This window comes from Luteimonas rhizosphaerae (assembly GCF_002849595.1).
In the GTDB taxonomy this organism is placed as follows: domain Bacteria; phylum Pseudomonadota; class Gammaproteobacteria; order Xanthomonadales; family Xanthomonadaceae; genus Luteimonas; species Luteimonas cellulosilyticus.
The window spans coordinates 58,449-82,113 of record NZ_NRQR01000025.1 but is presented as its reverse complement, the minus strand read 5'-3'; the positions used below and the strand labels follow the sequence as shown (position 1 = coordinate 82,113).

The following is a 23,665-nucleotide window of genomic DNA, read 5'->3' as shown; positions in this document are numbered from 1 at the left end:
GCCTTCGATGACCGATTCCGTCCCTGCCCGTCGCTTCCACCTGTCGATGCCCGCCCGCGTGCTGCTCGCGCTGCTGGCCGGCGCGATCCTCGGCCTGTCGCTCGCGGCATGGGACGCTGCCGTGGCCACGCGCGTCGCCGATGCCGTACAGCCCATCGGCCGCCTCTGGCTCAACGCGTTGCAGATGACCGTCGTCCCGTTAGTCGCGGCCCTGGTCATCGTCGGCATCAACGCTGCCGCCGACGCCGCGGCCTCGGGACGCAATGCCCGCGTGGCGATGGCCGTCTTCGTGATCCTGCTGCTGCTCTGCGGCGCGTTCGCCGCGGTCGCGTCCCCGGCGATCCTCGGCCTGCTGCCGCGCGACGAGACGCAGGCCGCGCTGTTCCGCGCCGCGATCCAGGCGCCGGACGTGTTGCCCGAAGCGCCGGCGTTCGGTCTGTGGATCACCAGCGTGATCCCGAGCAATGCGATCGCCGCGGCGGCCGCGAGCGCGATGCTGCCGCTGGTCGTGTTCTCGATGTTCTTCGGCTTTGCATTGACCCGGCTCGAACCGGCGCGGCGCGAACGCATGCTCGAACTGGTGCGCAGCATCGGCGACACGATGCTCGTCATCGTGCGCTGGGTGCTGTGGGCCGCACCGCTGGGCGTGTTCGCGCTGGTGCTCGCGGTGTGCGCCCATGTCGGCCTGAGCGTGCTGGCGGCGCTCGGCTACTACATCGTGCTGCAGTGCACGCTGTACATCGCGATCACGCTGCTGATGTACGTCGTCGCCCGCCTCGTCGCCGGCGAAGGCGTGCAGCGGTTCGCGGCGGCCCTGATCCCGGTACAGGCCATCGCGGCCAGTACGCAGTCGTCGCTGGCCTCGCTGCCGGTCATGGTCGACAGCGCGCGCCAGCGGCTCGGCTATCCGCTGGCGGTGACGTCGCTGGTGCTGCCGATGGCGGTGTCGTTGTTCCGCATCGCCAGTCCCGTGCAGTACCTCAGCGTCGTCGTCTTCATCGCCTGGATGTACGGCACCGAGCTCGGCGCGGCGCAGCTGGCGGTCGCGGTGGGTCTGAGCGTCGTCATCAGCATGGGCTCGGTCGGCCTGCCCGGCCAGGTCAGCTTCATGACCAACAATCTGCCGGTGACCCAGGCGATGGGCCTGCCGGTCGAGCCGCTCGGCGTGCTGCTCGCCGTGGATACGATTCCCGACATGTTCGCGACCGTCGCCAACACGACCGGCCATGTCGCGGCAACCAGTGTCGTGGCGCGGCATGGCACACCTGCCGAGGTAGAACCCGACGCGCCGACCTGACGCGTCGCGCTGCCAGGCGCGCGTCATGCGCCTGCGCTGCGTGGACAGCGTCGCAAGATAGCGACGTCAGCGTAAGGCGTATTGAGAGAAGCGCGCCGACACCGGCCTGCCGCTGTGGCAGCCCGCTCGTGTCACCCGGATCCGACGAGTAGTGCCACGACGCGGCGTTGCACTGAACTCATCTCCGCCTGGAACGACGGGCCCCGGCGCACGTACCGCAGCCGAGTCGATCGACAGCACGCGTGCCGTCAGTGCGACTTCGTCGCTTCCATCGCCCGCGCGCGTGCCGGCGGCGCGAAACTGTCGGCCCGCGCCATCGGCCAGAACGTGCGGAACACCGCGTGCGACGGCACGCTGTCGAGAAGTTCGCCGGGTTCGAGGAACCGGTACAGCGCCGCCAGCGACCGGACTTCGGTCGGCGACGTCCGGCGCAGGATGTGCTCCGGCCCGAGTTGCATCGGATGCTCGAGACCGGACGCCCCGATCATGTCGCGCAGCGCCTTCAGGGTGTTCTGCTGGAAATGGAACACGCGGTCGGCCTTGTCCTCGACATCGAGCCGGCTCCAGCGTGCGGGGTCCTGGGTGGCGACGCCGGTCGGACATTTGTCGGTGTGGCAACTGCGGGACTGGATGCAGCCGAGCGCGAACATGAAGCCGCGTCCCGCGTTGCACCAGTCGGCGCCCATCGCCAGCGCGCGCGCCATGTCGAAGCCGCTGGTGATCTTGCCCGCGGCGCCGATCCGCACGCGATCGCGCAGACCGATGCCGACCAGGGTGTTGTGCACCAGCATCAAGCCTTCCTGCAGCGGCAGGCCGACGTGGTTGATGAATTCCGACGGCGCCGCGCCGGTGCCGCCTTCGGCGCCGTCGACGACGATGAAGTCCGGCAGGATCCCGGTCTCCTGCATCGCCTTGGCGATGCCGAACCACTCCCAGGGATGGCCGACCGCCAGCTTGAAGCCGACCGGTCGATCGCCCGACAGGTCGCGCAGGCGCTGGACGAATTCGAGCAGGCCGATCGGCGTGGAGAACGCGCTGTGCGCGGCCGGCGATTCGCAGTCGACGCCCTGCGGAATGCCGCGCGTCTGCGCGATCTCGGCCGTGACCTTGGGCCCGGGCAGCAGCCCGCCGTGACCCGGCTTGGCGCCCTGCGACAACTTGATCTCGATCATGCGCACCTGGGCGTGGCCGGCATTCTCGACGAAGCGCGCCTCGTCGAACCGCCCGGCGGCGTCGCGACACCCGAAGTAGCCGGAGCCGATCTCCCAGACCAGATCGCCACCCGCTTCGAGGTGATAGCGCGAGATCGCGCCCTCGCCGGTGTCGTGATAGAAATTGCCGCGCTTCGCGCCGCGGTTGAGCGCGCGGATCGCATTCGCCGACAGCGAACCGAAACTCATCGCCGAGATGTTCAGCACGCTGGCCGCATAGGGACGCGCGCGCTCCTCGCCGACCGGCACGCGGAAATCGTGCGATTCCGCGTGCGCCGGCACCATCGAGTGGTTGACCCACTCGTAGCTTGAGCCGTACATCGGCAACTCGCTGCCGAAGGGCACGACATCGCTGACGTTCTTGGCGCGGCGATAGACCAGGTCGCGCTGCTGGCGCGAGAACGGCACCTCGTCCTGGTCGTCCTCGATGAAGTACTGGCGGATCTCCGGTCGGAAGGTTTCCAGCAGGAACCGGAAATGCGCGGTCAACGGATAGTTGCGGCGCAGCGTCGAGCGCCGCTGCAGCAGATCCATCGTGCCCAGCCAGGCCAGTGCGACGAAGACCACCGCCACCGTCGCCCACGCACCCGAGCGTTCCACGACCGCGGTCGCCACACTCACCAGCGCCATGACGACGCACACCACATATGCCAGGTAGCGAAGCATCGCGTTCCTCAGCTCGAAAGAAATGGTGCCCGGAGCCGGAATCGAACCGGCATGGCCTCGCGGCCGGCGGATTTTAAGTCCGATGCGTCTACCAGTTTCGCCATCCGGGCCAGCGCGTAAGCCTGCCTGAGCGCCCCTTCGAATGGAACCGTCGGCTGAATTCCGGTACAGCGGCGTGGCACGCCGACCCGCCGTATCGACGTCGCCGTGCACGCACGCGTCGCCCTACGCGGGATGGCATCGCCGACCCGGCCACGCGCGCCCGGACGCGCGGATATCCGCTGCGGGACGGATGGACGGACGCACGCCACGCCGACACGCGCGCAACGAAAAAGACCCCGGGGGTACCGGAGCCTTCTCGTGACGTCTGGAGCGGGAAAAGGGGCTCGAACCCTCGACCTCAACCTTGGCAAGGTTGCGCTCTACCAACTGAGCTATTCCCGCAAAACACATTCCATCCTGAACCGTACCGCGTCCGGATGGAGGCCTGGGTCGGAATCGAACCGGCGTACGCGGATTTGCAATCCGAAACGCACTCGTGAAATCAATGCGTTACTGAAGAACCGCCAACCAATCCGCCTGCGAGCCAAGCGAGGTGCGAATTCTGCACAATCGTGCGACCGCTTGCAAGGGAACTAATGCTTCGGCGACCAGCCCCAGCGAACAAGCTTCTTCAGGCCGCGGATGCTCAGTTTCGGAAAAAGTGCCGCCGCGATGATCGAACCAAGGACGCCCGTGATCAAGCTGACCAGGATCTCAAGCATCCGCTGCCTCGTTGACGTTGCGCCCTCCAACGCTTGCTGAAGTCGAGCAATTTCCTGCGCCTGAAGCTTCTCCGTCGCGGCGATCTGGGCACGCAACGTAGTGTAAGCGTGCTCGTCTTGCTTAATCTTCCCGCGCGTCCGTTCCCACGCTTCGATCTGAGCGGAGATCTCGGCATTTGCTCGATCAACAAGCGATACCGTTCGCTCCGTCGTGGAACGGATTTCGCGCAGCGAAACGGAGTCGATGTCCTGCGCCATCCGACGCAGGTCATCAGCATGTTCCGTCAACTGACGCAGGCTACGAGCCTCGCGACTCATGACAAATAGACTGGCTCGATCGCTGTTGTCACCGAAAGCGAGAACTGCGGAGCGTGCGAAGACGACAGCGAACATGACCAAAAAAAACGCTGCAATGAGCGACAGTCGTGCACGAGTGCTAAAGCGCGCTCGCGCTCGCTGTTTGCGCGGCCCTACAACATCCATGATCTATCCCCCACGTTCCCCTGCGAGACACATTGCCACATATGAATGGAACCCATAAGGGACGGGGCGTGTGATTGATACCGGACGCTTTCGGGCCTGGCGAGCAAGCGCGCTTAGGGCTGGCGCAGCGCCGAGCGCGCCAGGGCGAGCTGCGCCCGCCGCTCCGCTGACTCCTGCAACAGCCTGACGATGTGCCGGCGCGCCCACGTCTCTGTGCCCTGCACGCCCGTCTCGTAGCTGGAACAGTCCCGGCGCCGCTGCCGGTCGAACCCGTAGTGGTAGTCCAGTAGCACGAACCAGCTGCCGTCGACCCGCTGCATCATGCGCGCGACGCCGACGCCGTCGACCTCGAGGACCGTCGGCACCTTTTCCACACCGGGGAGCGGGGTCGTCCAGAGCATGCCGGCAGGGTACGCCCGCCAGTCTCATTCACTGCGAATCCCAACGGCCAGGATTACCGTCCCCTCTCCGCCCTGCCCCGGTGCCCGCTATGTGCTATTCCGCCCAGGTCCACGCCGAGTTCAAGCAGTTCCAGCGCCAATTCGGCGCGGTGATGGACCTCAAGGCCTACGTGAAGACGTTCTGGTGGAAGCAGGGTTTGAACCCGATCGCCAAGGCGCCGCGGGCGATGATCCGGGAGCTGCAGCAGATCGGGCCGCCGGACCTGCAGGAGAGCCTACGCGCCGCGGACGCTGAAGCAATCGCGATGCTCGAGCAGGAGATGTTCGCCCAGCGCAAGCGCGTGGCCGATGCCGAGCGGAAGCTGCAGACCAAGGTCACGAAGAAGGCCCAGGACGACGTGCGCATCGGCACCAATAAGGTCGAGGCCGCAAAGGCGCGCCTGGCCGGCCTGAAGCGCACCGAGGCGAAGCCATCGGACTCGCGCGTATTCCCGGGTATCTACGCGCCGGTGATGGTCTGGGAGGACGGCCAGCGCGTGGTCAAGCCGATGCGCTACCAGTGCCGCCCTGCCGGCAAGCCGTCGTCGTATGACCGGGACTACTCGGGCACATACAACGCCCGGCGCGACAACCTCGAGGGGTTCTGGCGAGGCCAGTTCGGCCACACGCACGGCATAATGGTCGCGGACCGGTTCTACGAGAACGTCGAGGGTGCGGACGGGAAGAACCGCGTGCTCGAATTCGTGCCGAGCACGGGCGAGCCGATGCTGATCGCCTGCCTGTGGTCGCACTGGACGGACCCGAAGGGCGTCGAGCCGGATCTGCTGTCGTTCGCCGCGATCACCGACGAGCCGGAACCTGAGGTGGCCGCCGCCGGCCACGACCGCACCATCATCAACATCCGGCCCGAACACCTCGACGCCTGGCTCAACCCCGACCCGGCCGACCTCGCCGCGCTCTACGCGATCTTCGACGACAAGCGGCACCCCTACTACGAGCACCGGGAGGCCGCATGACGCCCGACGAGATTCACGCGGTCGTGGACCGGATGGACGCGCACGCGCGCCAGTTCGATCGCAAGCGGGGCACGTTCCGGGAGTTCACGCGCGAGCAGATGCTGATCGCCAAACCGCTGCTCGACTACCGGGACAGCGGTGGCGAGCACGCCAAGCTGGCGTCGGAGGGCTTCAGCTTCGCGTGCGCGGGTGCCGATGCCGACGGCCTGCATCTGCACGTCGAGGATCTGACGCCAGACCACACGTGGGCGGATCAGCAGACCTACCTCGAGAGGCGGTACGCCAAGACGTCACCGGCGCGGGCGTTGACGCCCGTCGAGTTGCCCGCCGAAGTGCGGCGGGTGGCCGACGAACTCGCCGAGTGGCTGGAGCGCTTCAACCACCGAGGTAAGACCTACCGGGAATTCTGGGACGAGTTCACGGCCGCGGCGCACGAGCTGGATGCGCTGCTCGCGCGGGTCGACCTGTCCGCGTCGGTCCGGGAGCACGCCGAGGGCGTACGAGAGACCCCCCTCGATATGGAGCTCGATCCGGTACGTCTGATACCGCCCCGGTCACTTGACGACCTCATTTTCGATCCGGCGGCAGCGCGATGACTGCGATTTCGCTGCCGAGCGTGGAGCTGCTCGCGCTCGTGGAAAACCTGGTGCACGCCTGTCTTGGCGCACCTGAGGATGAGCTGCGCGCGCCCTACGACGAAGGGTGTCGCGCGATCGCCGAGCTGCGGCTCGACGTCGACGACCGCGCCTGGATCGACGGTGAGCTTCGACGGATCGGCAAACACTTCGATCTGAGATAGAGCAGCCACGTGCGCTGGGCGCAGACCGGCGATCGACACTGGTCAGGCAGGCATCCGGGGAACAGATGCCGCCGGCGGAGGGTGTGACGAACGCGCGCACGTGGCCGCGCATCCATCGTCTGCCCGCGTGGGCGCGTATCCCATAGGGTCTGCGCGCACGCGACCGTCAGGATTGCCCTACCTCGCCCGTGTGCCTCAGATGAGCTTTACCTGCTGGTCGTCCCACGATTTGACGATCAGCTCGCCCGCGGGTTCGCCGCGACTCGCTGCGCCGCCGATCGTGTAGCGGATCTGCAGCGGCACCAGCTCGAAGCCCTCGAAGACTTCACGGATCGCGGGGTGGTCGTTGATCGAGACCACGGCCTTGCCCTTCATCGATCGCATGAGGTCGGCCATCCGCACGTACTCCGAGAACGGGAAGTCGACGCCGTACCCTTCGGTCTCCCAGTAGGGTGGGTCCAGATAGAAGAGCGTGCCGGGACGGTCGTACCGGGCGACGCACTCGTGCCACGGGAGATGCTCGATCACCACGTTCGCCAGGCGCAGATGCGCAGCGCTCAGCTCTTCCTCGATACGCAGCAGATTGAGTCTGGGCCCGGCGCCGGTGGCGACGACGCCGAAGCTGCGCCCCTCGACCTTGGCGCCAAACGACAGCTTCTGCAGGTAATAGAAGCGCGCTGCCCGCTGGATATCGGTCAACGTGTCGGGGTGCTCGAGCTTCGCCCACTCGAACATCTGCCGCGAGACAAGGGACCAGCGAAAGCTGCGCACGAACTCGTCCAGGTGGTGCCGCACGCAGCGGTACAGCCGCACCAGATCGCCGTCGATGTCGTTGAGCACCTCAAGAGGCGCAGGGTGCGGCCGCATCATCAGAGCGGCCGCCCCGCCCGCGAACGCCTCGACGTAAGTCTCGTGCGCCGGGAAGTGCGGATACAGGTGTTTCAGGAGCCGGCGCTTGCCGCCCGGCCATGGAATGATGGGTTGGGACACGGTTTCTCAGCCTTTGCGAATTGGTTCGACCAAGCTCCCACCACTCCCGCGCGGGGTGGCAGGGCCTCGGCCAATTGCACGCGGCTGATCGCGTGTGTTGCGGTGTCGTGCCGGCGTTGCAGCGTCGGCACGGCGCCCTGTTTTTTGCGGGCGGTCAGCCCTCAGACCTCCAGCTCCACCGGCGTCACCGCCGGCGCGGGGCCGCGGATCTCGCCGGCGCGGATGAAGGCGTGGCCCCCTTCCGGCACGCCCTGCCCCCGCACGCGCAGGGTGCTGCCGTTGGGGAACTGCACGGTGCTGGTGCCGTCGGCGTTGTGCTCGAGCACCACCGCGACCAGCAGCGGGTCGTGCGGCAGCAGCTGGTCGAAGTCGCGCCAGATCATCGGTACTGCCGCTCGATGGTGAGGTGCTGGCGGACGGTCATCGCGCGGCCGCTGCGCTGGGCGTCGATACGGACGGCCATCACCTGGCCACGCCAGGTGTCGTCGGTGTCGTCGATCTCCACCAGCGCACCCAGCGGCACCGCGCCCAAGGCCGGGTCGCCCTCGCCCGCCGGCGGCGGGAACAGCGGCACCGTGCGCTGCATGGTGCGCTTGATGCCGGCGCTGGCCAGCGCCTCGCGCCCGCGCTCACGCTGCGCGTCGGCGGTCACCGCCAGGCGATCGACCACCATCGGCAGCTGCTGCGCGCCGTCCGTGCCGGTGATCTTGACCAGGGCGCCGGTCCCGCTGTTCTCCCCGTAGACGTAGATGCCGTTGGCGTTCACCCCGCCCACCCAGTTGCTGCTGCCCTCGGTCAGCACGGCCGCGGGGATGACGGCGTAGGGCGTGGCCTCCGGCCAGTTCCACGGGCTCTCACCGTGCGTCGGCGCGACGCGCAGGGTGCGGTCCTCGGCGTCGCTGAGCACGGCAGCGCCCACGCTGTTGGCCAGCTGCGCAATCGCGTCGATCGGCGCCAAGTCCTGGTAGCCGAACGTACCGCCCGGCAGCAGCCAGTCCACGGCATCCCACACCAGCGTCCAGCCGCTACCGTCGATCTCCTGCGCGGCCAGCTGCGCCGCGGTGCGCGCGGCCGGCTCGCTGTAGGTGCGGGTGGCGGCATACGGCTCGGCCAGCGCCGCGCTGCGCGACCGGCCACGCAGCTGGCAGGTGTTGCTGCCGAACTTGCGCATGTCGTCGAAGCCGTCGACCAGGAACGTCCAGACGTGCCCATTGATCGTGATTTCGATCTCGGTTGGCGTGCCGGTGCCATCGTCGATCAGCGCAAGGCCCTGCCGCGACATCGGCCCGGTGAACGACCAGGCCCAGTTGCCCAGCTCGCCGGTGATGGAGGCGCTGAGCATCGGGAGCGGTGTGCGGTCCGGCAGGCGAACCGCGGTCATTGTGGGGAGCATGACGTAGACCGGAAGGATGGGGATGGTGATCGTGCCGCCCGGCTCACCGGGTTCGAGACCACGGCAGCGAGATGAAGCCGCCCCGCGCGACGATCGCCCGCCAGAGCAGCGAGGCGGATAGCGCGTGCTGGGCGTACTGGCCCCACGGCAGGGAAGCGTCGCGTGCGATCGGCGAAATACGGCGCCACGGCGCCGTGCTTGCGGCCGCAGCGCGTGTCGCGGTTTCCGACCAAGGCAGCGCTGCCGCCTGCCATGCGCTTTCAGGATTTGAATAGGGCACCTCGGTGGCATGTGTCCATAGCGCTGGCGCGTCCGACCAGCGAAGCGCTTCGCCAGTGTGGGCGGCACTGGCGCTGGCCAGTGGGACCGATGTCGCGCTCCTGCGCGCAAGAAGCACGTCGCTCATAACGGCGGACACGAACTTCCCAACGGCATCGGCGTCTTCGAGCGCCACGGCAACCGCTTGCGTGTTGACGCTTGGAATCCGCCAGGCCAGCTGCCCGCCGCTACCAAATGAGGGTCGGGATGTCGCAACGGCCGTGTCGCTACTCCGGTAGAGCTGCGGATTCCGATACGGCAGCCCGCCTCGATAGCTCATCGAAGGCCGCCACCCGGCGCGATAGCGCAAATCACTTCCGTAAGTGCGGCTGGTGCGATACGCGGTCACCCGACCACCGCCGAGATGCCGCACCAACCACCATCTGCAGCACTGTTATTGGCCGTGAATATGGCTGCATTGGTGACCGGCGCGGTCACGCCTGGATGCATGGCAACGCCTAACCGAATCTGTTCTGTGGTGTTGTTCGACGTCGACGGAGAGGTCAATGTCCAGCCCGATGAAACCGCCATCGTGTTAGGAGCCGTAGGCGCGGCCAGAATCGTCGTCGCCGCCGCAAACGCTGCGTCGCCTGCCGCCATGATGGCTGGAGGCGTCTGATGACTGCCTGCAGAGGTGGAATTCGCTGCCGATTGCGCGAAGTTCTTGACGGTCAACCCACCTTGGCGGCGGAAAGCCAGAATCTGTCCCGCTACTCGCCCCACTGCCCCAAGAGCAAACGCAACATTCGTCCCACCCGCGAGGCCTGAGCGCGAGAAAACGCTAAGGGAGTGCCTCGGTACAGCCGAGTTCGAGCACAAAGCTTCACCATGGAAACTCCATCCTGCTGGCGGCGTCAGATTGGATCGATGCATCACTAAGGCAAGCAGCAGATCGTCAGGTGTCGATGCGCCGGGCGTTACCAGATTCAGCGAGGTTGCAGTTGCAAATGGCACCGCGCTTCCGCCCACGTACTGCGCGGGCCCAGGGGGCGCCTGCGAGGCCAAGATGGCTCCGTGTGCAGCCAGCATCATGCGCCACGCCCCTTGATTGTGACGTCCCAGGTGCCACCGTTGTTGTCGGTCGTCGCGTGAATCAGGGTCACGCTATTCGCCGCGGATTTCACTGCTGTATCGCTGCCCTCGGTGAGTTTGCAGCTCGCTGGCAGTGCGAACGTCCGCGCGCCGGTTGCGTCTTGTGTGTATCGGATGCGGATTGAGGCACCCTTCCCAGTCCCTGGCAGGCCCGAAAAGGCAAGCGCTGCATTCGCGGTACCCGCCAAGCTGAAGTAGTCGCTCGCGCTCACGTCGACCGTAGCGACGCCACTGGCGATCTCGACGGCAACGAGTTCATTGCGAGGAGAGCCGCCGGCCCCGCCGCCAGCTTCAAGTGCAAGCAGCCGCCCGAGAATCGTTGCCGCCTCGCTCGTATCGGCCAAGGTCCCGACGAATTGCTGCAGCACGTTGAGGATGGCGTGCGCACGCTCGTGCATCTGATCGTGCTCGAGGCCAGCCGCGTTCATCGGGTCGTTCGCACCGATCGTCGGCAGCAGATCGACCGTCGTGGGATAGGTAGTGCCGTCTGCGGGATCTGCCATGGTCAGTCCTTGTCCCAGCGCGCCTGCAGGCGGATACGGTCATCGGTCGCGGTGGCCGGGCCGCTGCGCACCGTGCGGGCAATCCAGACCTTGCCGCCGGCCGCCACGGTGTTGAAGCGGATGTTGTTGCCAGTCGCCCAGCCGCTGCCGAAGCCGCCGGGCAGGATGGTGAAGTACGGCTCACCAGTCGCGGGATTCACGGGGCTGGCGCCGGCGCTCGTGGTGCCCGTGCCGATAACGCCCAGTTCCTCACCGATCACGTTGAAGGCGGTGCTGCTGGTGAACTGCAGGCGCCAGCGCTGGGTGATCGTGTGCCGGTTGACGACGACGAGCGGGAACGTGGAATCGTTGTACTGCGCACCGCCGACGGGCGGGCTGCCGATCAGCGTGTCGGACCAGACGGACGTCCAGGTGTTCTGGGCGAACAGGCCCTGGTAGCGCGCCTGCACGTCGCCGATGACCTGGGCGCTGCTGCACAGCGCATTGCCCGCGCTGTAGCTGCGCGTCAGCGGCTGGCCCAGCGAGACTTCGCCGGTGATCTGCGCATCGAGACACAGCGCCATTTCTTCCACGCTGTGGATGGCAACGAAAGGCTGCTCATACGCGGACACGTCGAGCGGCGTGGCCCAGGTCAGTTCGCCGGCCGCCTTGTCCAGCGCATAGAGCGCTGTCGGGACGCCGAGGCCCTGCTGGTCGTAGACCGCCACCGTGTCCAGCGCGTCGCGGGGCAGCGCCGTCACCTGCCCGGCCACCAGCCCCCCCGGCAGCACGAAGGGCTGCGGATCGTGCACCACCAGGGTGTCGCCGCGGCGGATCACGGCGACGCGGCCATCCATGGGCAGGCGCACCGGGTTCACGCCGATGATCTCGGGATCCAGCGTGGCCGCCACCTGCACCACGCAGTTGAAGCTGATGGTGCCGGGCATCGCCTCCTGCGGGCGCCAGATGTAGCCGTCCTCGTCGACGTTGGCCGCGTTGTACCAGCCCTCGGCCTTGTCGTCCGCGCTGAGCGTGCTGTCCAGCACGTCATCGCCGAAGGCCACGCTGTAGACGCCGTTGGTCACGTCTACCCAGCCGCGAATGCCAGGCGCCTGCAGGATGCCGTTGTTGTCCGCGGTGGCGCTGACCACGTCGCCGCCGCGCCACTGGTTGGCCTGGATGTAGAACGTCGAAGGACGAAGCGGGCTGCCTGGCGTACGGCCGTGCACGACCGCAATCGGCATCGGCGACACCTCGCTCAGCAGCGAATCGATCGCAAATGCAGGCGCGATCCCGCCGGCCCAGTTCGTGATCGTAGCGACGCCGGTCTGAAAGTCGAGGGTTCCAGCAGCGGTGCCTGCACCTGTCAGCGAGTTCATGCCGTAGTACAGCGTGCCGCCGCGCTCGTAATAGGTGCGCCCCCCCAGGCGGAACAGCAGGGAGCGCGGCACGATGGCATTGCGCACGCGCGGCGTGAGGTCCACGCGCAGCGGCGGGAGGTCGTATTCCTCGCTTCGCGGCACGTCGCTGGCGGCGGCGGACTTGTAGGTCACATCGACCGCGCTGCCGTTCTCGAACTGCGCCGGCATCTGCGCGTTGGTCATGCCCGTCACCCAGTTGCTGGTGATGGATTCGGACCGGTTGAGCGGGTCGATCTCGCGCGCCGGCATCACCTGACCGAACGACGAACGCTGCGCCTGACCCACCCGCGCGAGGAAGTCCGCCGGGAAGGTGATCTGACCGGTGGCGTAATTGATCGTGCTGCCGGCCACCAGCGTGCCCTGGTCGTCGACCAGCGCGCCGGTGCCGTTGTCCCGCAGGACGCGCTGCGCCTCGTAGGCGGCGTCGCGCTCGTCCACCGCATAGCCCAGGTAGGCAATGCGGATGGACCCAGGCCGCGGCGGCGCCGCCAGCGTAAGCACCAGGTTGGCGCCGGTCAGCGCGGGCGTGAAAATCTCCTGCGTGGTGACGCCCGCCTCGTAGCCGGCGGTGAGGGTGGCGTTGCTGTCCGGCAGGAGGTTGGGCACCAGCTCGACCTCGCCGGTGCCGTAGAGCACGCGACCGGTGCCGTCGCCAGTCAGCTGACCGGCGCCGTTGTCCGTCGCGGTGCGCAACGTACCGCCGGCCAGCCAGCTCAGGCTGAGCGAGCTGGGTTCGACGTTTCCCGCCTCCAGCGTGAGCTGGACCGCCGGCACCTTGATGTCGAGGTCGCCGACGAGGATCTGATACTCGCTCCCGCCGGCGAAGCTGACGATCACGCTGCTGCCGATGTCCGGTAGCGCACCCAACGACGCGCTGAAGCTGCCGGTCTGGAAGTTGATCAGGCCACTGCCCACTCCCGGTTCACCACGCAAGGCGCCGGTCCCGTCATCCTGAAGGGTGTACCACTGACCGAGCGCCCGGAACACCAGACTCGTCGCACCGGGCGCCGGCACCGGTCGTAGGGTGCCTGTGTAAACGTAGCCGCGATTCTGAATCTCTACAGGCATCTGCCACGACTGCCCTGGCTTCGCGAGCCGCGTCGCGGGTAGCCATTCAATATGGATGACGAAGCCCGTGCCGAGATTCTGGCTGAACTCGAAGGTGGTCTCAGAGGTGGTGGACCAATCGCCGCTGGGGACAGACGAACCGGACACAAGATAGAACGACCCATCGACACGCTGCTGCCAAATGACCGCTCCCGCGCCTACTGCGTCTGTCTGCCTGATACGTACCGTGCCCGGAACGGCTCCGACAGGAATCGAGAACTTCCGGTTTGCAGATGAGATCGGAGTGGAAATCGAGAGCAGCACGAGGCCACTCGGCTCGTCAATGACAGAACCACCCGGCCCCGCATCCGTCACCCCCACCTCGCTGGTCGCCGCCGGCACCAGCTGGCTGTAGACACTTTCTACCTTGATGATGAGGTCGCCCGGCTGAGCATCCTCGGCCAGGCGCACGACACCCTTGTAGCGCGCGGCGTCGCTGGCGATGGTCTTGCGCAGCACTGAGCGGCCGGTGTCGACGGTGAAGAACCGGTTGGGCTGGCTGCCCGAGAACTCGCGCGACAGCGGCTGCGTGATCGTCAGGGTGATGACGCGCGCCTTGTAGTCGCCGTTGATATCGGTGAAGGTCTCGACCTGGTGGTCAATGTCCTCGACGCGGATGAACTCCGTCGCGGCGTCCAGCTCGTTCTTCAGCGCGTAGACCTCGCCGATCTCCGGCAGGGCCAGCTCCGGCCGCGTGTAGACCAGCACCGTGCGCTGGCCCTCCAGCTGGCGATCGTAGGGAATCAGCCGGGTGATGACCGACTCGTCCAGGTAGCGCTCCACGGCCGCCTGCGCGTCGGCGCGCTCGTCGCCCCAGGCGTATTGTGTGCCGCGGCGCGTGCGGAACAGCACCGCGTCCACGCGCGGATCCAGCGGCGGCGCCGCGATGATCATGTGCAGGCCTGAGAACAGCTCGGTATCTTCCGTATCGGCCACGGCGAAGGCCGCGCGCAGCGACAGATCGCCGTTGACCCGATCGATGCGGCTGATGTCGTCGAAGAGGTTGTTGACCTCGCCGTCGACGATCTCGGTGTGGGTGGCCAGTCCGCCGCCATCCGGGTTATCGGTGACGCGTTCGGGGCGGAACAGCTTGATGTCGGACATCGATCAGGCTTCCATGAGGCGAAGGGTGAAGGCGTAGTAGTCGTCGTCGATGTGCGGCGCGATGTGGCGCAGCGGATCCGCCTCGAGCGGTACGCCATCGTCGTGTCGGAAGCGCACGTTGAACGTGCGGCCGTCCTCCAGCAGCAGCTCCAGCGGCGCGGCCAGCGGCGTGCTGGCCAGCGCGTGCAGCTGCTTGATGACGGCGCGCGTGGGCAGTGCCCAGCCGATGCGGCCGTCGAACACGCCGCGCAGGGTGATGGGCCGACCGGCCAGCTGCGCGTCTTCCTCGACGATCAGCGCGCCACCGCAGGTGACTTCCACCTGCTGCGCGGTGGGCACCCACTTGAATTCGTCCATCCACTCGACGTCGTCGGGCAGATCGATCGTGCCGAGGCGGCAGGCCATCAGGGACGCCTCCGGAGCTGGGAGACGCTGCGATCGCGGGTGAGCTGTCCGATCATCTGCTGCACGAGGTCCGCGCCTTCGGCGTTGGTGACCAGGTCGCCCTGTGTGCCGTCCGGCAGCACGATCTCGATGCGGCCGAGCCCGGGGAGCGCGCGCGTGCCGGCGGCCGCGCCGGTGCCGCCGGCCGCTTGGCGCATGGCCTCGCCTTCCGCCCGTCGCGTCTCGCGCGCCTCACGCGCGGCATCGCGCACTTGCTGGCGCTGCTGGTCTAGCGCGACGGACCGCTGTGCCAGGGCGCGCAGCTCTTCGTCGTTCGCGTACTGGTGCGCGGCGCGCAGTTGGTTGACCTTCTCGGTCAGCGGGTCGTACTGCGCCAGCTGCGCGTCCATGCTGGCGGTCAGCTCGCGCACGGCCTTGTTCTGCTCGGAGATGGCGCCGAGCGCACGGTTGATGTTGTCGACCCAGAGCTTCGGCGACGCCGCGTAGCGGTTCATCGACGACAGCAGCTTGCCGGCTTCCGCGGACATGGCGCCGAAACCCACCGATGCGCGCTGCGCGCTCTCTCCCGCCGCCTGGTTGCCACTTGCGACATTCGAGGCGGCGCCGGCGACGCCTTCCAGACTGCTGGCCGCTTCGTCTGCCGCGCTGCCGGTGACTTGCAACGCGCCGGCGGCCTTCTGGGCGCCACTGGCGACCGCGTCGCCGGCGCGCGTGCCGCGCTCGGCCATCGTGTCGAGACCATCGTTGACGCGGAAGATCTCTTCCATCAACCGGATCTCGTTCTCGACACGCTTCTGCGTGGCGGCGTCGCTGTTGGCGGCGGCGGCACGCATGGCCTCGCCGTAGCGCTGCGCGGCGGCGCGCACGTCTTCGATCGCGGCTTCGCCTGTGGCCGCCGCCTGGCGGATCTCGTGGAAGGCGTCCTTCGCGGCAGCGGCTGCCCGGTCCAGCTCCGCCTTCGACGTGATGCCGAGGCGGCGGAAGGAATCGTTCAGCGGATTGAGCGCGCCCTGGATCTCGCCAATGCGTGCACGCAGCGCGACCAGCGAGCGCTCAGTGCCGTCGAACCCGAGCTTGCCCTGCTCGCCCGCGGTCTTCATCACATCACCGAGGGCCTTCGCTTCCGCCTCGGTCGCGGCCAGGCCGAGGGCCGATTTGAACGCCGCTTCGATCTGGGCGCTGGTCGCGTTCGCCGCCTGGGCCACCGTGGTGAAGCTGGCGATCGCATCGCGCCCCGACGACGTGATGTCGACGCCCCACTGGGCCGAGGCAACGCCCAGCCGCTTCATCGCCGTGAGCAGCACGGTGTCGAGCACGACCGCGGCACCGCGCGGCGCGGTCTCGAACTCGGCGAAGGCGGTCTGCGCGTTGGCCTGCAGCTTCAGCAGCTCTTCGCCGCTCAGGCGCGCGAGCGCGGCTTCGAGGCCTTCGGTGACGTTTCGTGCAGCGGTGGCGCTGCGTGCGCCGATATCCGAGATGGCGACCGCGGTGTCACGCAGCGCCTGGCCGTCGTTGAAGTCGAGGTTGTCGAAGAGCTTGCCGAGTTCTTCGCGGGCGGTCTTCGCGGACCGGTCGATGCCGGCCAGCTCGTTGGCGATCGCGCGGGCACCGGCAGAGATGCCGTTGTTGCTGATGCGCGCCTGGACCTGCTCCAGCGTGAGCAGCACCTGCCGCCACTGGTCCTGCGCCGCGGCGGCGCGCATGGCATCGCCGGTGGCACGCGCCTCGCGGATCACCCCCTCGTAGTACTTCGCCGCTTCCTGCAGCCGGTACCGGTAGCCCTGCGCCTCTTCCATGCCCAGCGCGTTGATCTGCTCGGCGCTCTGGATCGCGACATCGGCGTTTGCCTGATACAGCGCCTGCAGCTGGCGACCGAGGCGCAGGTTCTCCTGCTGGAGCGACCGCTGCGCGCGGCCCCACGCCTCGGTCTGCGCCTCCGCATCCGCCATGTCGTCGATTGTGGCTTTCAGCTGCACCACTTGCTGGAGAGCCCAGTCCACGCCCAGCAACGCGACGCCGATGCGCAACTGCGACGGCAGGCTGCGCAGACGGTCACCGAGGCTCAACGTGGCGGCGCCCTGCGCAGCCGTGGCCGCCGTCAGAGCGCGCGTGGCGGCGAGGTTCGCGATCTTGGCATTGGTCAGCGCGGCGTACTGCGTGACCAGCTGCACCAGCTTCAGGCCCACGTAGGCCTTCGCCAGCAGGAACACGGCCTCCGCGTTGCGGGCGAAGACCGTCGCTGCATCGCCTACCACCTTCACCAGCGGCAGCAGCTGCACCACCGCATCCCGCGACGCCGAGGCAACGCGGACGATGCCGTCGGCGATCTGCTGCGCCCAACGGCCCAGCGTGCCATCACGCTGCAGGCGCGCCGTGGTGTTCAGCAGATCGGTGAGCTGCGCCTTGAAGTAATCCAGCACGCCGCGGTCGGCAATGTCCTGCTGGAAATCCTTGAAGTTCTCGCTGATGGTCTTCCACAGGCCGGCCATGGTGCCGACCTTCGCGGCCGCGGCGGCCCCACCGTAGGACTCGACCAGCAGGTCCATGATGATCCGCTGGGCGTCAGCGGTCTTGCCGGTGGCCTCCAGCTGCGCGAGCAGGGTCTTCTGGCTTTCCTCGAGGACGAAGCCCTGCCGGCCGAGCGCCTGCATGGCCTTGGTCGGTTCCTGCAGCGAGCGGCCGACGATCTCGGCGCTCTGCTCCAGGGAGATGCCCAGGCGGGCCGACTGGTCGATGACGATCTGCATCGCATCGGGGAACTCACCGCGCAGGATGTTGGTGTACGACAGCAGCCGCGTCTGCGCGTTGATGATGTCGCCGGCCGCGAACTGGCTGGCGCGCGCCAGATTGTCGGCCATGGTCTGCAGCTCGCCGGCGGCGAACTCCGACTGGCGGCCGGTGGACTCCAGCACGGCATTGAGCTGGCCCAGTTCCTGCTCAGCATTGCTGCCCTCGGTGATGATGCTGCGCAGGCCGCCGATCAGCGAGCGCGCCGAGAAGAACCCGAACACGCCGGCCACCACGCCACGCAGTCGCCCGAACACGCCGCTGGCGCCGTCGGCCTCCCGCGCGACGTTGGCGGTCTCGTCCTTCGCCGCGGCGGCGCGGGCGCGATACGCGTCCAGTGATTCCGCGGCGGCCGTGCCGGACTGGGCGAAGCGGCGGAACTTGTCGTCGCCCTCTTCCAGGCGCTCGCGCAACTGCCGCTGCGCCGTGGATTGCTTCTGCACCACGGCGACCTGGTCCGCCACGGCGGCGGTGGTGCGGCCGATGTTGTTGCGCAGATCTTCCTGCGCGCGGGCGTAGTCGGCGGTGTTGACGCCCAGGCTGCCGAGTTCGGTATCGGCGCGTTCCAACGCCTGCCATTGCTTGGTGACCGCGCCTTCGAGGCGGTCCACTTCGTCCCGCGCGGCCTTCTGCGCACGCACCAGCTCGCGGCTGGGCTTCTCCGCGTTGCCCAGTTCCAGCGTCAGCTGGTAGGCGGACTGGCTGGCCTGGTCCAGCGCGATCTGGCTGCGTTCGAGCTCGGCGGTCAGCTCGCCGTAGCGCGCGGCCTTGGCGGCGGTCTCGTTGAGCTCCACCAGGTTGTCGATGAGGCCGGCGGTTTCCTGCTGCGTCTCGACGGAGACGTCGCCCACCTGCGACAGGGCATCGCGCAGCGCGTCGACGCCTTCGCGCCCCTGCGTCTCCAGCACCAGCCGGATCGCTTCCTCCATCGTCGCGTTGCCGCGGGTCGCCATGCGTCAGGCACTCCGATTCATGCGGAACTGACGCTTCAGCTCGGCGAAGTAGAAGGTGGTGAGTTCGCTCAGCGTGGCGTCGCGCACCTGGCGCGCGGGCTCGTAATCGATGCCGGACAACATGCCGAACGGGCTGGGGCCGCGGAGCATGCGCACCGGGCCGCGCCCGTGGCGGCGACCGCGGCCGCTGTCGTAGCTGCGCACGCGGATGGCGCGTCGCCCTTGGATGGTGGCGACGAACGCGGAGTCGTAGACCTTGCGCTGGCCGCGGACGATCTCCGCCGTGGCGCCTGGCGCGAGTGCGCCGCTCTTGCGCCGCGCGGGGCCACGCCAACGCCCGCCGAACTCCATCAGCGGCAGGTCGCGGGTGCTGGCCCAGATGGAGATCAGGTCGTCGCGATCGCCCGCGCGGCCCTTGGCGCCTTCGTCGATTCGGAACTTGCCGGACAAGGTGCCGGCGCGCACGTTGTAGACCGCGCGGATGTTGCGCTTGGCGGCCGGTTCGGCACGGCGCACCAGACCCGTGGTCGCGCGGACCACGGAGATGTCATAGGCATCCAGCAAGCCGCCGGCCAGATCGGTCAGGCCGTGCAGGTCGCGCGCGCGCCGACCGTTGAGATAGAACTTGAGCGCGCTGTTGCGGTTGCGGATGCGGGGTGCCATGTCAGCCGGTCACCAGCGCGCCGTAGCGGCGCAGACGGGCGGCCTCGGCCGGCGTGGCGGAATACGGCGTGTCGGTGGCATAGGTCACGCCCTTGTGCCGGTGACCGGCGCGGATGACGACGGGCTCGACCGCCGGCACTGCCGGCTGCGCATTCGCAGCCGGCAGGTCGGTGTCGCCGCCATTGCGGGGGCGACGGGCCACGTCAGGCGGCCTGCGCGTACACGCGGAACGTGTACGGCGCGGGGGCGCCGGCCGGCACCAGCAGCTGGCCGGTCAACGTGGGCGACAGCGGCTCGGTGGCGAGCCAGTCGATGTCGTCGTCGACGCCCAGGCGGGCCTCGTACACCGTCAGCTCGCCGTCTTCACCGCTGATGCGGTCTTCCAGGTCACCGGTGATGTAGAACGACTCGAGCGGCGTTGCACCGCCCTGGATCAGCGTGCCGTTGACGGCGGCATAGCTGTAGCTGATGGTCAGCTCGTCCGCGGCTGCGATGCCGCCGCCTTCGACCGGCAGCACCTGGCCGCGACGCAGGTCCGCGGTGTAGTCGGTGTCCACCACCAGCGGCGTGCCGGCCTTGGAGACCACCACGTCGCTGACGTAGACGTGCTCCAGCTGGATCGGGTGGCTGACGCTGGCGACGGTGAATTCCTCGTCGGTGACAGCACCCGCCGTGACAGCAGCATCCGCCGCCGCGCCACGCAAGATGCGCGCGAGGATGGCGGTGGGCAGCTCCTGCAGCTGGATCGACAGGCTGGTCGTGCCGGGCAGCTGGTCGCTGTGGATCGGCTGGTTGTAGCGGCCACCACGACGCTTGGAGTTGATCGTCACCTCGTCGCCAGCTTCGTAGCCGAACTGGAACAGGTTGGTTTCGATCGGCTGGTTGCCGTAGGGGTCGGTGGGTTCCGGAATCACCGGGATCAGGCTGCGATCCGGTGCCAACCGCCACATGCGGAAGTCGCCGGCGAACTGTCGGACTTTGGGTTGTGCCATGGGTGTTCTCCGTGGGCGGTTAAGCGGGCGAATGCAGTTCCGTCAGGCCCGCCCGCGCGGTGACCTGAGCGATGACGAACGAGGCGCTGGCTTCCTCATCGGTGTAGCCGCGCAAGCGCGCACCGGTGAGTTCGAACGTGGCGAATCCCTGCGGCAGGTTGGTGTCGCGGCCTGTCGTCTTGAAGTTGAGCGCGCGCACCAGATCGGCACAGCCGCGGTGCGCCAGCAGCTTGGCGTTGACGCCCGTGCGGCGCGGCACGACGAACTCGATCGTGATCTCCATCGTCGGACTGTCGAAGCGCTTGCCGCCGGCGGCGGGGTCGATGTCAGTGGCGTCGATGAAGATGCAGGCCTCGTCGGAGTCGTCGCCGTCGACGTCCTCGTCGTCCAGCACCACGTTCCCGGCTCCCAGCTCCGTGCGATATCCGGCGGCTGTCGTGATGCCGCGCACGACATCGGCCAGCGCCTCGAGTGCGCGCCAGGTGATGGGCTCCAGCTCAGGCGCGGGCACGACGCACCATCCAGCGACTGAGCGAGCCGTCGTCCGAGATCGCGGCCGCGTTCTCGTAGCGATCGCCGTCGACCACCAGCACGCCGCCCTGCTCCGGCTTGAACAGCGGGCTGAGCACGTAGGCCACCTCGACGCGGCCGGCGACCGCCTGCCGCACGTCGCCCAGCGTCTGGATGTCGCGGTCGACGTAGACGTGCGCGTCGAACGGCACGGCCTCCGGTGGGGAATTCGGCGGCCAGTAGACGCCGAGGTCCGCAAGTCCGGCATCGACGAACGCGGCATGCAACTCGAAGTCAATCTCGGCAAGGGCGGCACGCTGACTCACGGCTGCAACTCGCCGTTCGCGATGGCGCGGTATTCGATCAGCGTGGCCTGGCAGGCCTGGAGCTGGTCGTCGGCGTCGCGTCCGATTCGAACAACTCGGCCCGCAGCTTCTGCTCCGCTTGCGGCGGACGCATCACCGCTGGCGGCGGCGGCGGCAGTTGCGGACAGAAGTCGCGTCTCGCAACCGGCCCACTGCTGGCGCAGGCGGAGATCGCCAGCGTGCACAGCAGCAGCCACAGCGTCGGGTACATCCTCTGCAGCGAGGCGGTCTTGCTCATGGGCCACTCCGATCTGGGAAACGGATTCCGCCCCGGCCTGCTCGGTGGCGCGCACGTCGATGACGGTCTTGAAGCCGGCGACGGCTTCGGCGCGATCGCGCTCGGCCAGCACCTGGCGCAGGGAATTGGCGTCCAGCCAGAACACCGCGGCCGCAATGGCGACGAGGGCCAGCGCCAGCGGCCAACGCAGGCGCCACACGGCGGCCGGCGCGACGACGGCGACCGCGATCACCACGAGCGGCAGCAGCCACCACACGTTGCCGGCGACGAAACCGATCACGCCTTGCGCTCCGGCATCTGCCCGGTGCGCAGGATCTGCTGCAGGGCCACAGCGCGCATGCGCTCGCTGAGCGTTTCGCCGATCAGGCTGGGCCACTCGCTGAGCAGCAGGTGGTTGGCGGCGGACTCGAAATCGCCACGCCGCAGGTCGTCCCACAGGTCGCGCCAGCCGACGACGCGCTCGACGCCCATCACCTGCGCCAGATGCAGCAGCACGGCGACGCGAGGCGAGCCAAGGCGATCGGCGCCCTGCGCGAAGATGAGACTGCGCAGCGCTGACAGGTGCCCGGTCAGGTCCGCGCGCAGCATGGTGCGCGCCTCCCCCAGCGAGATACCGCGGCGGCCCAGGCGTCGCAGGAATCCGATCACGACGCCATCCTTCGATTCATGGGGAAACGCGTGGAAGGTTTCGAAGCGCTCGACGAGGGAGACCGCATTGCGCAGGCTCTCGTCCTCGACGACGTAATGACCGAAGCTCGCCTGATCGTTCATCGGCGACGGCGCCTCATCGGCAGTTCCAACTGGCGCCCTTCGCCGCGCAGCTCCACCGCCCAGCGGCTGGCCCACGCGGCCGGGCACAGCTCCAGCAGGATGAGAATCAGCGTCCAGGTGTACGGCGCCGACAAGCCCACCAGCGCGCCGATGATCAGGCCGATGGGTTCCCGCCACAGCAGGAACACCACGGTGAACGACGCGACCGCGCCGGCCAGCTGCGCGACCACCGCATGTGCGGATGGCGACAGGCACCGCATCGGCAGCATGCCCACGCGCAGCGTCACCAGCCAGCCGGCCAGTACCGCCAGCACGACGGCCCACAGCGAGATCGGGCCTTCCTCGATGAGCGTCAGCAGGAAGGTCCACGCCCATTCGATCGAACGACGGGATTCCACCGGGTCCGACAGCCACGCCCACACGGCCGCGCCGCCGGCGGCGCCCAAGCCCAGTCGCGTCCCTGCACCGGCGCGCATCAGTTGTCCGCCGCGCCATGGAGCAGATTCTGCGCGATCCGCCGCGCCCAGCCGGCGCCGTGGCTCTTCCAGCTGCCGAGGCGCGTCATGAAGTCCAGGCGCGCTGCGTTGTAGCGCAGCAGCAGATCGTTGGGGTCCGCCTTTGCGACGGCCGCCGCGGTGCGCGGGCCGAACAAGCCGTCATCGGCGACGCCTGCCGCCTGCTGCAGCCACTGGATGCTGCGGCGCGCACCGCTGTTGATCGCGCCATCCAGCGCGCTGAACGCGACGGCGGCCGGGAGGCGATCCGCCTTCGACGCGAGCCAGAAGTCGCGGTGGTAGATCTCGACCGCCTGTTTCCGCGTGAGGTTGCGGATGTCGAGCGTCGGATAGGTGTTGGCAGCGATCCCAAACTTGGTGCCCAGCAGCTTGCCGGCACCGACGCGGCCGCCGGTCCAGTTGCCCGGGTCCGTGCGGTCCTCGCTGAAGCCGCCCTCGTGGGACAGCACGCGATCGATCATCTTGTCGAACAACGCTCGGCTCATGGTCGCCTCGGCACTCGTGGTCAGGTCCAACCCGCGCACGCGCCTGACGGGGCACGCGTGCGCGGGTGGAGAGAGGTGTTACGGGGTGTTGATTTTCACGAGCGCGGTGACCGTGTCCGCCACCGCAGCGGCCCAGAAGCGGCCGATACGGGTGTTGCCGCTTGCGGTGCCGGTGACGTTGCCGCCAGCCGTGACGTAGGCATCCAGGCCAACGGCGGCGGTGGTGGCGGTCTGCTTCGGCAGCTCGTACACACCCTCGGCGCGGGCCTCGCCGACCTGGCCGGACAGCACGTTGTTGAGGGCGATGGCCGCGACGCCGCCGACCAGCACGAGCTGGCCGCTGGGCGTGTCTGCCGCGGCGGTGAAGGCGATGGTTTCGCCGTGACGCTTGAAGTTCTTCATGGGGTGCTCCGGGAGAGGCGGACTGATGCGAAGGA

General features: G+C 68.1%; 26 protein-coding genes and 2 tRNA genes. 4 read left to right on the top strand and 24 right to left on the bottom strand.

The features are described 5' to 3' along the window. Positions 1-7 precede the first annotated feature (7 nt). Positions 8-1,297, top strand: a complete 1,290-nt coding sequence (locus CJ022_RS12730; protein ID WP_233198754.1) for a dicarboxylate/amino acid:cation symporter — start codon at positions 8-10, stop codon at positions 1,295-1,297. Between the two features lie 248 nt (positions 1,298-1,545). On the opposite strand, the gene CJ022_RS12725 is transcribed toward CJ022_RS12730, so the two are convergent. From CJ022_RS12725 to CJ022_RS12705, 5 genes are all read right to left on the bottom strand, one after another. Next, positions 1,546-3,174 (bottom strand): FMN-binding glutamate synthase family protein, encoded by a 1,629-nt coding sequence (locus CJ022_RS12725; protein WP_101927017.1) that lies wholly within the window; start codon positions 3,172-3,174, stop codon positions 1,546-1,548. Between the two features lie 23 nt (positions 3,175-3,197). Beyond that, positions 3,198-3,284, bottom strand: a tRNA-Leu gene (locus tag CJ022_RS12720). 258 nt (positions 3,285-3,542) lie between these two features. After that, a tRNA-Gly gene (locus CJ022_RS12715) sits at positions 3,543-3,618 on the bottom strand. Between the two features lie 191 nt (positions 3,619-3,809). After that, positions 3,810-4,331 (bottom strand): hypothetical protein, encoded by a 522-nt coding sequence (locus CJ022_RS12710; RefSeq protein ID WP_143703969.1) that lies wholly within the window; start codon positions 4,329-4,331, stop codon positions 3,810-3,812. 203 nt (positions 4,332-4,534) lie between these two features. Next, a complete protein-coding gene (locus tag CJ022_RS12705; RefSeq protein ID WP_199171544.1) occupies positions 4,535-4,822 on the bottom strand; it encodes a hypothetical protein in 288 nt (95 codons plus the stop codon). 89 nt (positions 4,823-4,911) lie between these two features. On the opposite strand from CJ022_RS12705, the gene CJ022_RS12700 reads away from it, so the two are divergent. Genes CJ022_RS12700 through CJ022_RS12690 form a run of 3 tightly spaced genes read left to right on the top strand, consistent with a single transcriptional unit; the run spans position 4,912 to position 6,637 of the window. After that, positions 4,912-5,838, top strand: a complete 927-nt coding sequence (locus tag CJ022_RS12700; RefSeq protein ID WP_101927015.1) for an SOS response-associated peptidase family protein — start codon at positions 4,912-4,914, stop codon at positions 5,836-5,838. Further along, positions 5,835-6,434 carry a hypothetical protein gene (locus CJ022_RS12695; protein ID WP_101927014.1) on the top strand — a complete coding sequence of 200 codons (600 nt, stop codon included), beginning with the start codon at positions 5,835-5,837 and terminating at the stop codon, positions 6,432-6,434. The genes CJ022_RS12700 and CJ022_RS12695 overlap by 4 nt, the downstream gene beginning before the upstream one ends. Continuing rightward, positions 6,431-6,637, top strand: coding sequence for a hypothetical protein (locus CJ022_RS12690; protein ID WP_101927013.1), 207 nt, complete (start codon positions 6,431-6,433; stop codon positions 6,635-6,637). The genes CJ022_RS12695 and CJ022_RS12690 overlap by 4 nt, the downstream gene beginning before the upstream one ends. 195 nt (positions 6,638-6,832) lie before the next feature. Here the strand turns inward: CJ022_RS12690 and CJ022_RS12685 are convergent, their stop codons facing one another. From CJ022_RS12685 to CJ022_RS12605, 19 genes are all read right to left on the bottom strand, one after another. Beyond that, complete coding sequence (locus CJ022_RS12685; RefSeq protein WP_101927012.1) at positions 6,833-7,627, bottom strand: DNA adenine methylase; 795 nt, start codon at positions 7,625-7,627, stop codon at positions 6,833-6,835. A gap of 161 nt (positions 7,628-7,788) precedes the next feature. Further along, complete coding sequence (locus tag CJ022_RS12680) at positions 7,789-8,010, bottom strand: hypothetical protein (RefSeq protein ID WP_101927011.1); 222 nt, start codon at positions 8,008-8,010, stop codon at positions 7,789-7,791. Continuing rightward, positions 8,007-8,969, bottom strand: coding sequence for a hypothetical protein (locus CJ022_RS12675; protein WP_143703968.1), 963 nt, complete (start codon positions 8,967-8,969; stop codon positions 8,007-8,009). The genes CJ022_RS12680 and CJ022_RS12675 overlap by 4 nt, the downstream gene beginning before the upstream one ends. Before the next feature lie 94 nt (positions 8,970-9,063). Then, positions 9,064-9,618: a hypothetical protein gene (locus CJ022_RS16840; protein ID WP_143703967.1), complete on the bottom strand. Its 555-nt coding sequence runs from the start codon at positions 9,616-9,618 to the stop codon at positions 9,064-9,066. Positions 9,619-9,683: 65 nt separating this feature from the next. Continuing rightward, positions 9,684-10,013 (bottom strand): hypothetical protein, encoded by a 330-nt coding sequence (locus CJ022_RS16835; protein WP_143703966.1) that lies wholly within the window; start codon positions 10,011-10,013, stop codon positions 9,684-9,686. A 353-nt stretch (positions 10,014-10,366) separates the two neighbouring features. Next, on the bottom strand, positions 10,367-10,933 hold the full coding sequence (locus tag CJ022_RS12670; protein WP_101927009.1) for a hypothetical protein: 567 nt from the start codon (positions 10,931-10,933) through the stop codon (positions 10,367-10,369). Between the two features lie 2 nt (positions 10,934-10,935). After that, positions 10,936-14,544 (bottom strand): hypothetical protein, encoded by a 3,609-nt coding sequence (locus tag CJ022_RS12665; RefSeq protein ID WP_101927008.1) that lies wholly within the window; start codon positions 14,542-14,544, stop codon positions 10,936-10,938. Positions 14,545-14,547: 3 nt separating this feature from the next. After that, positions 14,548-14,949 carry a hypothetical protein gene (locus CJ022_RS12660; RefSeq protein WP_101927007.1) on the bottom strand — a complete coding sequence of 134 codons (402 nt, stop codon included), beginning with the start codon at positions 14,947-14,949 and terminating at the stop codon, positions 14,548-14,550. Next, positions 14,949-18,689, bottom strand: coding sequence for a coiled-coil domain-containing protein (locus tag CJ022_RS12655; RefSeq protein WP_101927006.1), 3,741 nt, complete (start codon positions 18,687-18,689; stop codon positions 14,949-14,951). Before CJ022_RS12655 ends, CJ022_RS12660 begins: the two co-directional genes overlap by 1 nt. 3 nt (positions 18,690-18,692) lie before the next feature. Beyond that, the gene (locus CJ022_RS12650; protein WP_101927005.1) at positions 18,693-19,352 is read right to left on the bottom strand and encodes a hypothetical protein; all 660 of its coding nucleotides are present in this window, start codon (positions 19,350-19,352) and stop codon (positions 18,693-18,695) included. Between the two features lies 1 nt (position 19,353). Beyond that, on the bottom strand, positions 19,354-19,554 hold the full coding sequence (locus CJ022_RS12645) for a hypothetical protein (protein ID WP_101927004.1): 201 nt from the start codon (positions 19,552-19,554) through the stop codon (positions 19,354-19,356). A gap of 1 nt (position 19,555) precedes the next feature. Beyond that, a complete protein-coding gene (locus CJ022_RS12640; RefSeq protein ID WP_101927003.1) occupies positions 19,556-20,344 on the bottom strand; it encodes a phage tail tube protein in 789 nt (262 codons plus the stop codon). Positions 20,345-20,363: 19 nt separating this feature from the next. Continuing rightward, positions 20,364-20,795, bottom strand: coding sequence for a hypothetical protein (locus CJ022_RS12635; protein WP_143703965.1), 432 nt, complete (start codon positions 20,793-20,795; stop codon positions 20,364-20,366). 46 nt (positions 20,796-20,841) lie between these two features. Then, positions 20,842-21,180 carry a hypothetical protein gene (locus tag CJ022_RS12630; RefSeq protein WP_101927001.1) on the bottom strand — a complete coding sequence of 113 codons (339 nt, stop codon included), beginning with the start codon at positions 21,178-21,180 and terminating at the stop codon, positions 20,842-20,844. Then, positions 21,177-21,737: a hypothetical protein gene (locus CJ022_RS17120; RefSeq protein WP_158238418.1), complete on the bottom strand. Its 561-nt coding sequence runs from the start codon at positions 21,735-21,737 to the stop codon at positions 21,177-21,179. Before CJ022_RS17120 ends, CJ022_RS12630 begins: the two co-directional genes overlap by 4 nt. Beyond that, positions 21,734-22,228 carry a lysozyme family protein gene (locus CJ022_RS12620; RefSeq protein WP_101926999.1) on the bottom strand — a complete coding sequence of 165 codons (495 nt, stop codon included), beginning with the start codon at positions 22,226-22,228 and terminating at the stop codon, positions 21,734-21,736. The genes CJ022_RS17120 and CJ022_RS12620 overlap by 4 nt, the downstream gene beginning before the upstream one ends. Beyond that, the gene (locus CJ022_RS12615; RefSeq protein ID WP_101926998.1) at positions 22,225-22,704 is read right to left on the bottom strand and encodes a hypothetical protein; all 480 of its coding nucleotides are present in this window, start codon (positions 22,702-22,704) and stop codon (positions 22,225-22,227) included. The genes CJ022_RS12620 and CJ022_RS12615 overlap by 4 nt, the downstream gene beginning before the upstream one ends. Further along, positions 22,704-23,228 carry a glycoside hydrolase family 108 protein gene (locus tag CJ022_RS12610; RefSeq protein ID WP_101927136.1) on the bottom strand — a complete coding sequence of 175 codons (525 nt, stop codon included), beginning with the start codon at positions 23,226-23,228 and terminating at the stop codon, positions 22,704-22,706. Before CJ022_RS12610 ends, CJ022_RS12615 begins: the two co-directional genes overlap by 1 nt. Positions 23,229-23,306: 78 nt before the next feature. Then, positions 23,307-23,630 carry a DUF2190 family protein gene (locus tag CJ022_RS12605; protein WP_101926997.1) on the bottom strand — a complete coding sequence of 108 codons (324 nt, stop codon included), beginning with the start codon at positions 23,628-23,630 and terminating at the stop codon, positions 23,307-23,309. Positions 23,631-23,665: the final 35 nt, after the last annotated feature.

Excerpts from the sequence above, each read along its gene's own strand:
- CJ022_RS12615 (WP_101926998.1), bottom strand. The coding sequence starts at position 22,704 with ATGCGCGCCGGTGCAGGGACGCGACTGGGCTTGGGCGCCGCCGGCGGC.
- CJ022_RS12730 (WP_233198754.1), top strand. The coding sequence starts at position 8 with ATGACCGATTCCGTCCCTGCCCGTCGCTTCCACCTGTCGATGCCCGCC.
- CJ022_RS12655 (WP_101927006.1), bottom strand. The coding sequence starts at position 18,689 with ATGGCGACCCGCGGCAACGCGACGATGGAGGAAGCGATCCGGCTGGTG.
- CJ022_RS12710 (WP_143703969.1), bottom strand. The coding sequence starts at position 4,331 with ATGTTCGCTGTCGTCTTCGCACGCTCCGCAGTTCTCGCTTTCGGTGAC.
- CJ022_RS12640 (WP_101927003.1), bottom strand. The coding sequence starts at position 20,344 with ATGGCACAACCCAAAGTCCGACAGTTCGCCGGCGACTTCCGCATGTGG.
- CJ022_RS12700 (WP_101927015.1), top strand. The coding sequence starts at position 4,912 with ATGTGCTATTCCGCCCAGGTCCACGCCGAGTTCAAGCAGTTCCAGCGC.
- CJ022_RS12705 (WP_199171544.1), bottom strand. The coding sequence starts at position 4,822 with ATGCTCTGGACGACCCCGCTCCCCGGTGTGGAAAAGGTGCCGACGGTC.
- CJ022_RS12650 (WP_101927005.1), bottom strand. The coding sequence starts at position 19,352 with ATGGCACCCCGCATCCGCAACCGCAACAGCGCGCTCAAGTTCTATCTC.
- CJ022_RS12695 (WP_101927014.1), top strand. The coding sequence starts at position 5,835 with ATGACGCCCGACGAGATTCACGCGGTCGTGGACCGGATGGACGCGCAC.
- CJ022_RS12605 (WP_101926997.1), bottom strand. The coding sequence starts at position 23,630 with ATGAAGAACTTCAAGCGTCACGGCGAAACCATCGCCTTCACCGCCGCG.
- CJ022_RS12725 (WP_101927017.1), bottom strand. The coding sequence starts at position 3,174 with ATGCTTCGCTACCTGGCATATGTGGTGTGCGTCGTCATGGCGCTGGTG.
- CJ022_RS16840 (WP_143703967.1), bottom strand. The coding sequence starts at position 9,618 with ATGAGCTATCGAGGCGGGCTGCCGTATCGGAATCCGCAGCTCTACCGG.
- CJ022_RS12665 (WP_101927008.1), bottom strand. The coding sequence starts at position 14,544 with ATGTCCGACATCAAGCTGTTCCGCCCCGAACGCGTCACCGATAACCCG.
- CJ022_RS12675 (WP_143703968.1), bottom strand. The coding sequence starts at position 8,969 with ATGCTCAGCGCCTCCATCACCGGCGAGCTGGGCAACTGGGCCTGGTCG.
- CJ022_RS12610 (WP_101927136.1), bottom strand. The coding sequence starts at position 23,228 with ATGAGCCGAGCGTTGTTCGACAAGATGATCGATCGCGTGCTGTCCCAC.
- CJ022_RS12690 (WP_101927013.1), top strand. The coding sequence starts at position 6,431 with ATGACTGCGATTTCGCTGCCGAGCGTGGAGCTGCTCGCGCTCGTGGAA.
- CJ022_RS12680 (WP_101927011.1), bottom strand. The coding sequence starts at position 8,010 with ATGATCTGGCGCGACTTCGACCAGCTGCTGCCGCACGACCCGCTGCTG.
- CJ022_RS12670 (WP_101927009.1), bottom strand. The coding sequence starts at position 10,933 with ATGGCAGATCCCGCAGACGGCACTACCTATCCCACGACGGTCGATCTG.
- CJ022_RS12660 (WP_101927007.1), bottom strand. The coding sequence starts at position 14,949 with ATGGCCTGCCGCCTCGGCACGATCGATCTGCCCGACGACGTCGAGTGG.
- CJ022_RS12620 (WP_101926999.1), bottom strand. The coding sequence starts at position 22,228 with ATGAACGATCAGGCGAGCTTCGGTCATTACGTCGTCGAGGACGAGAGC.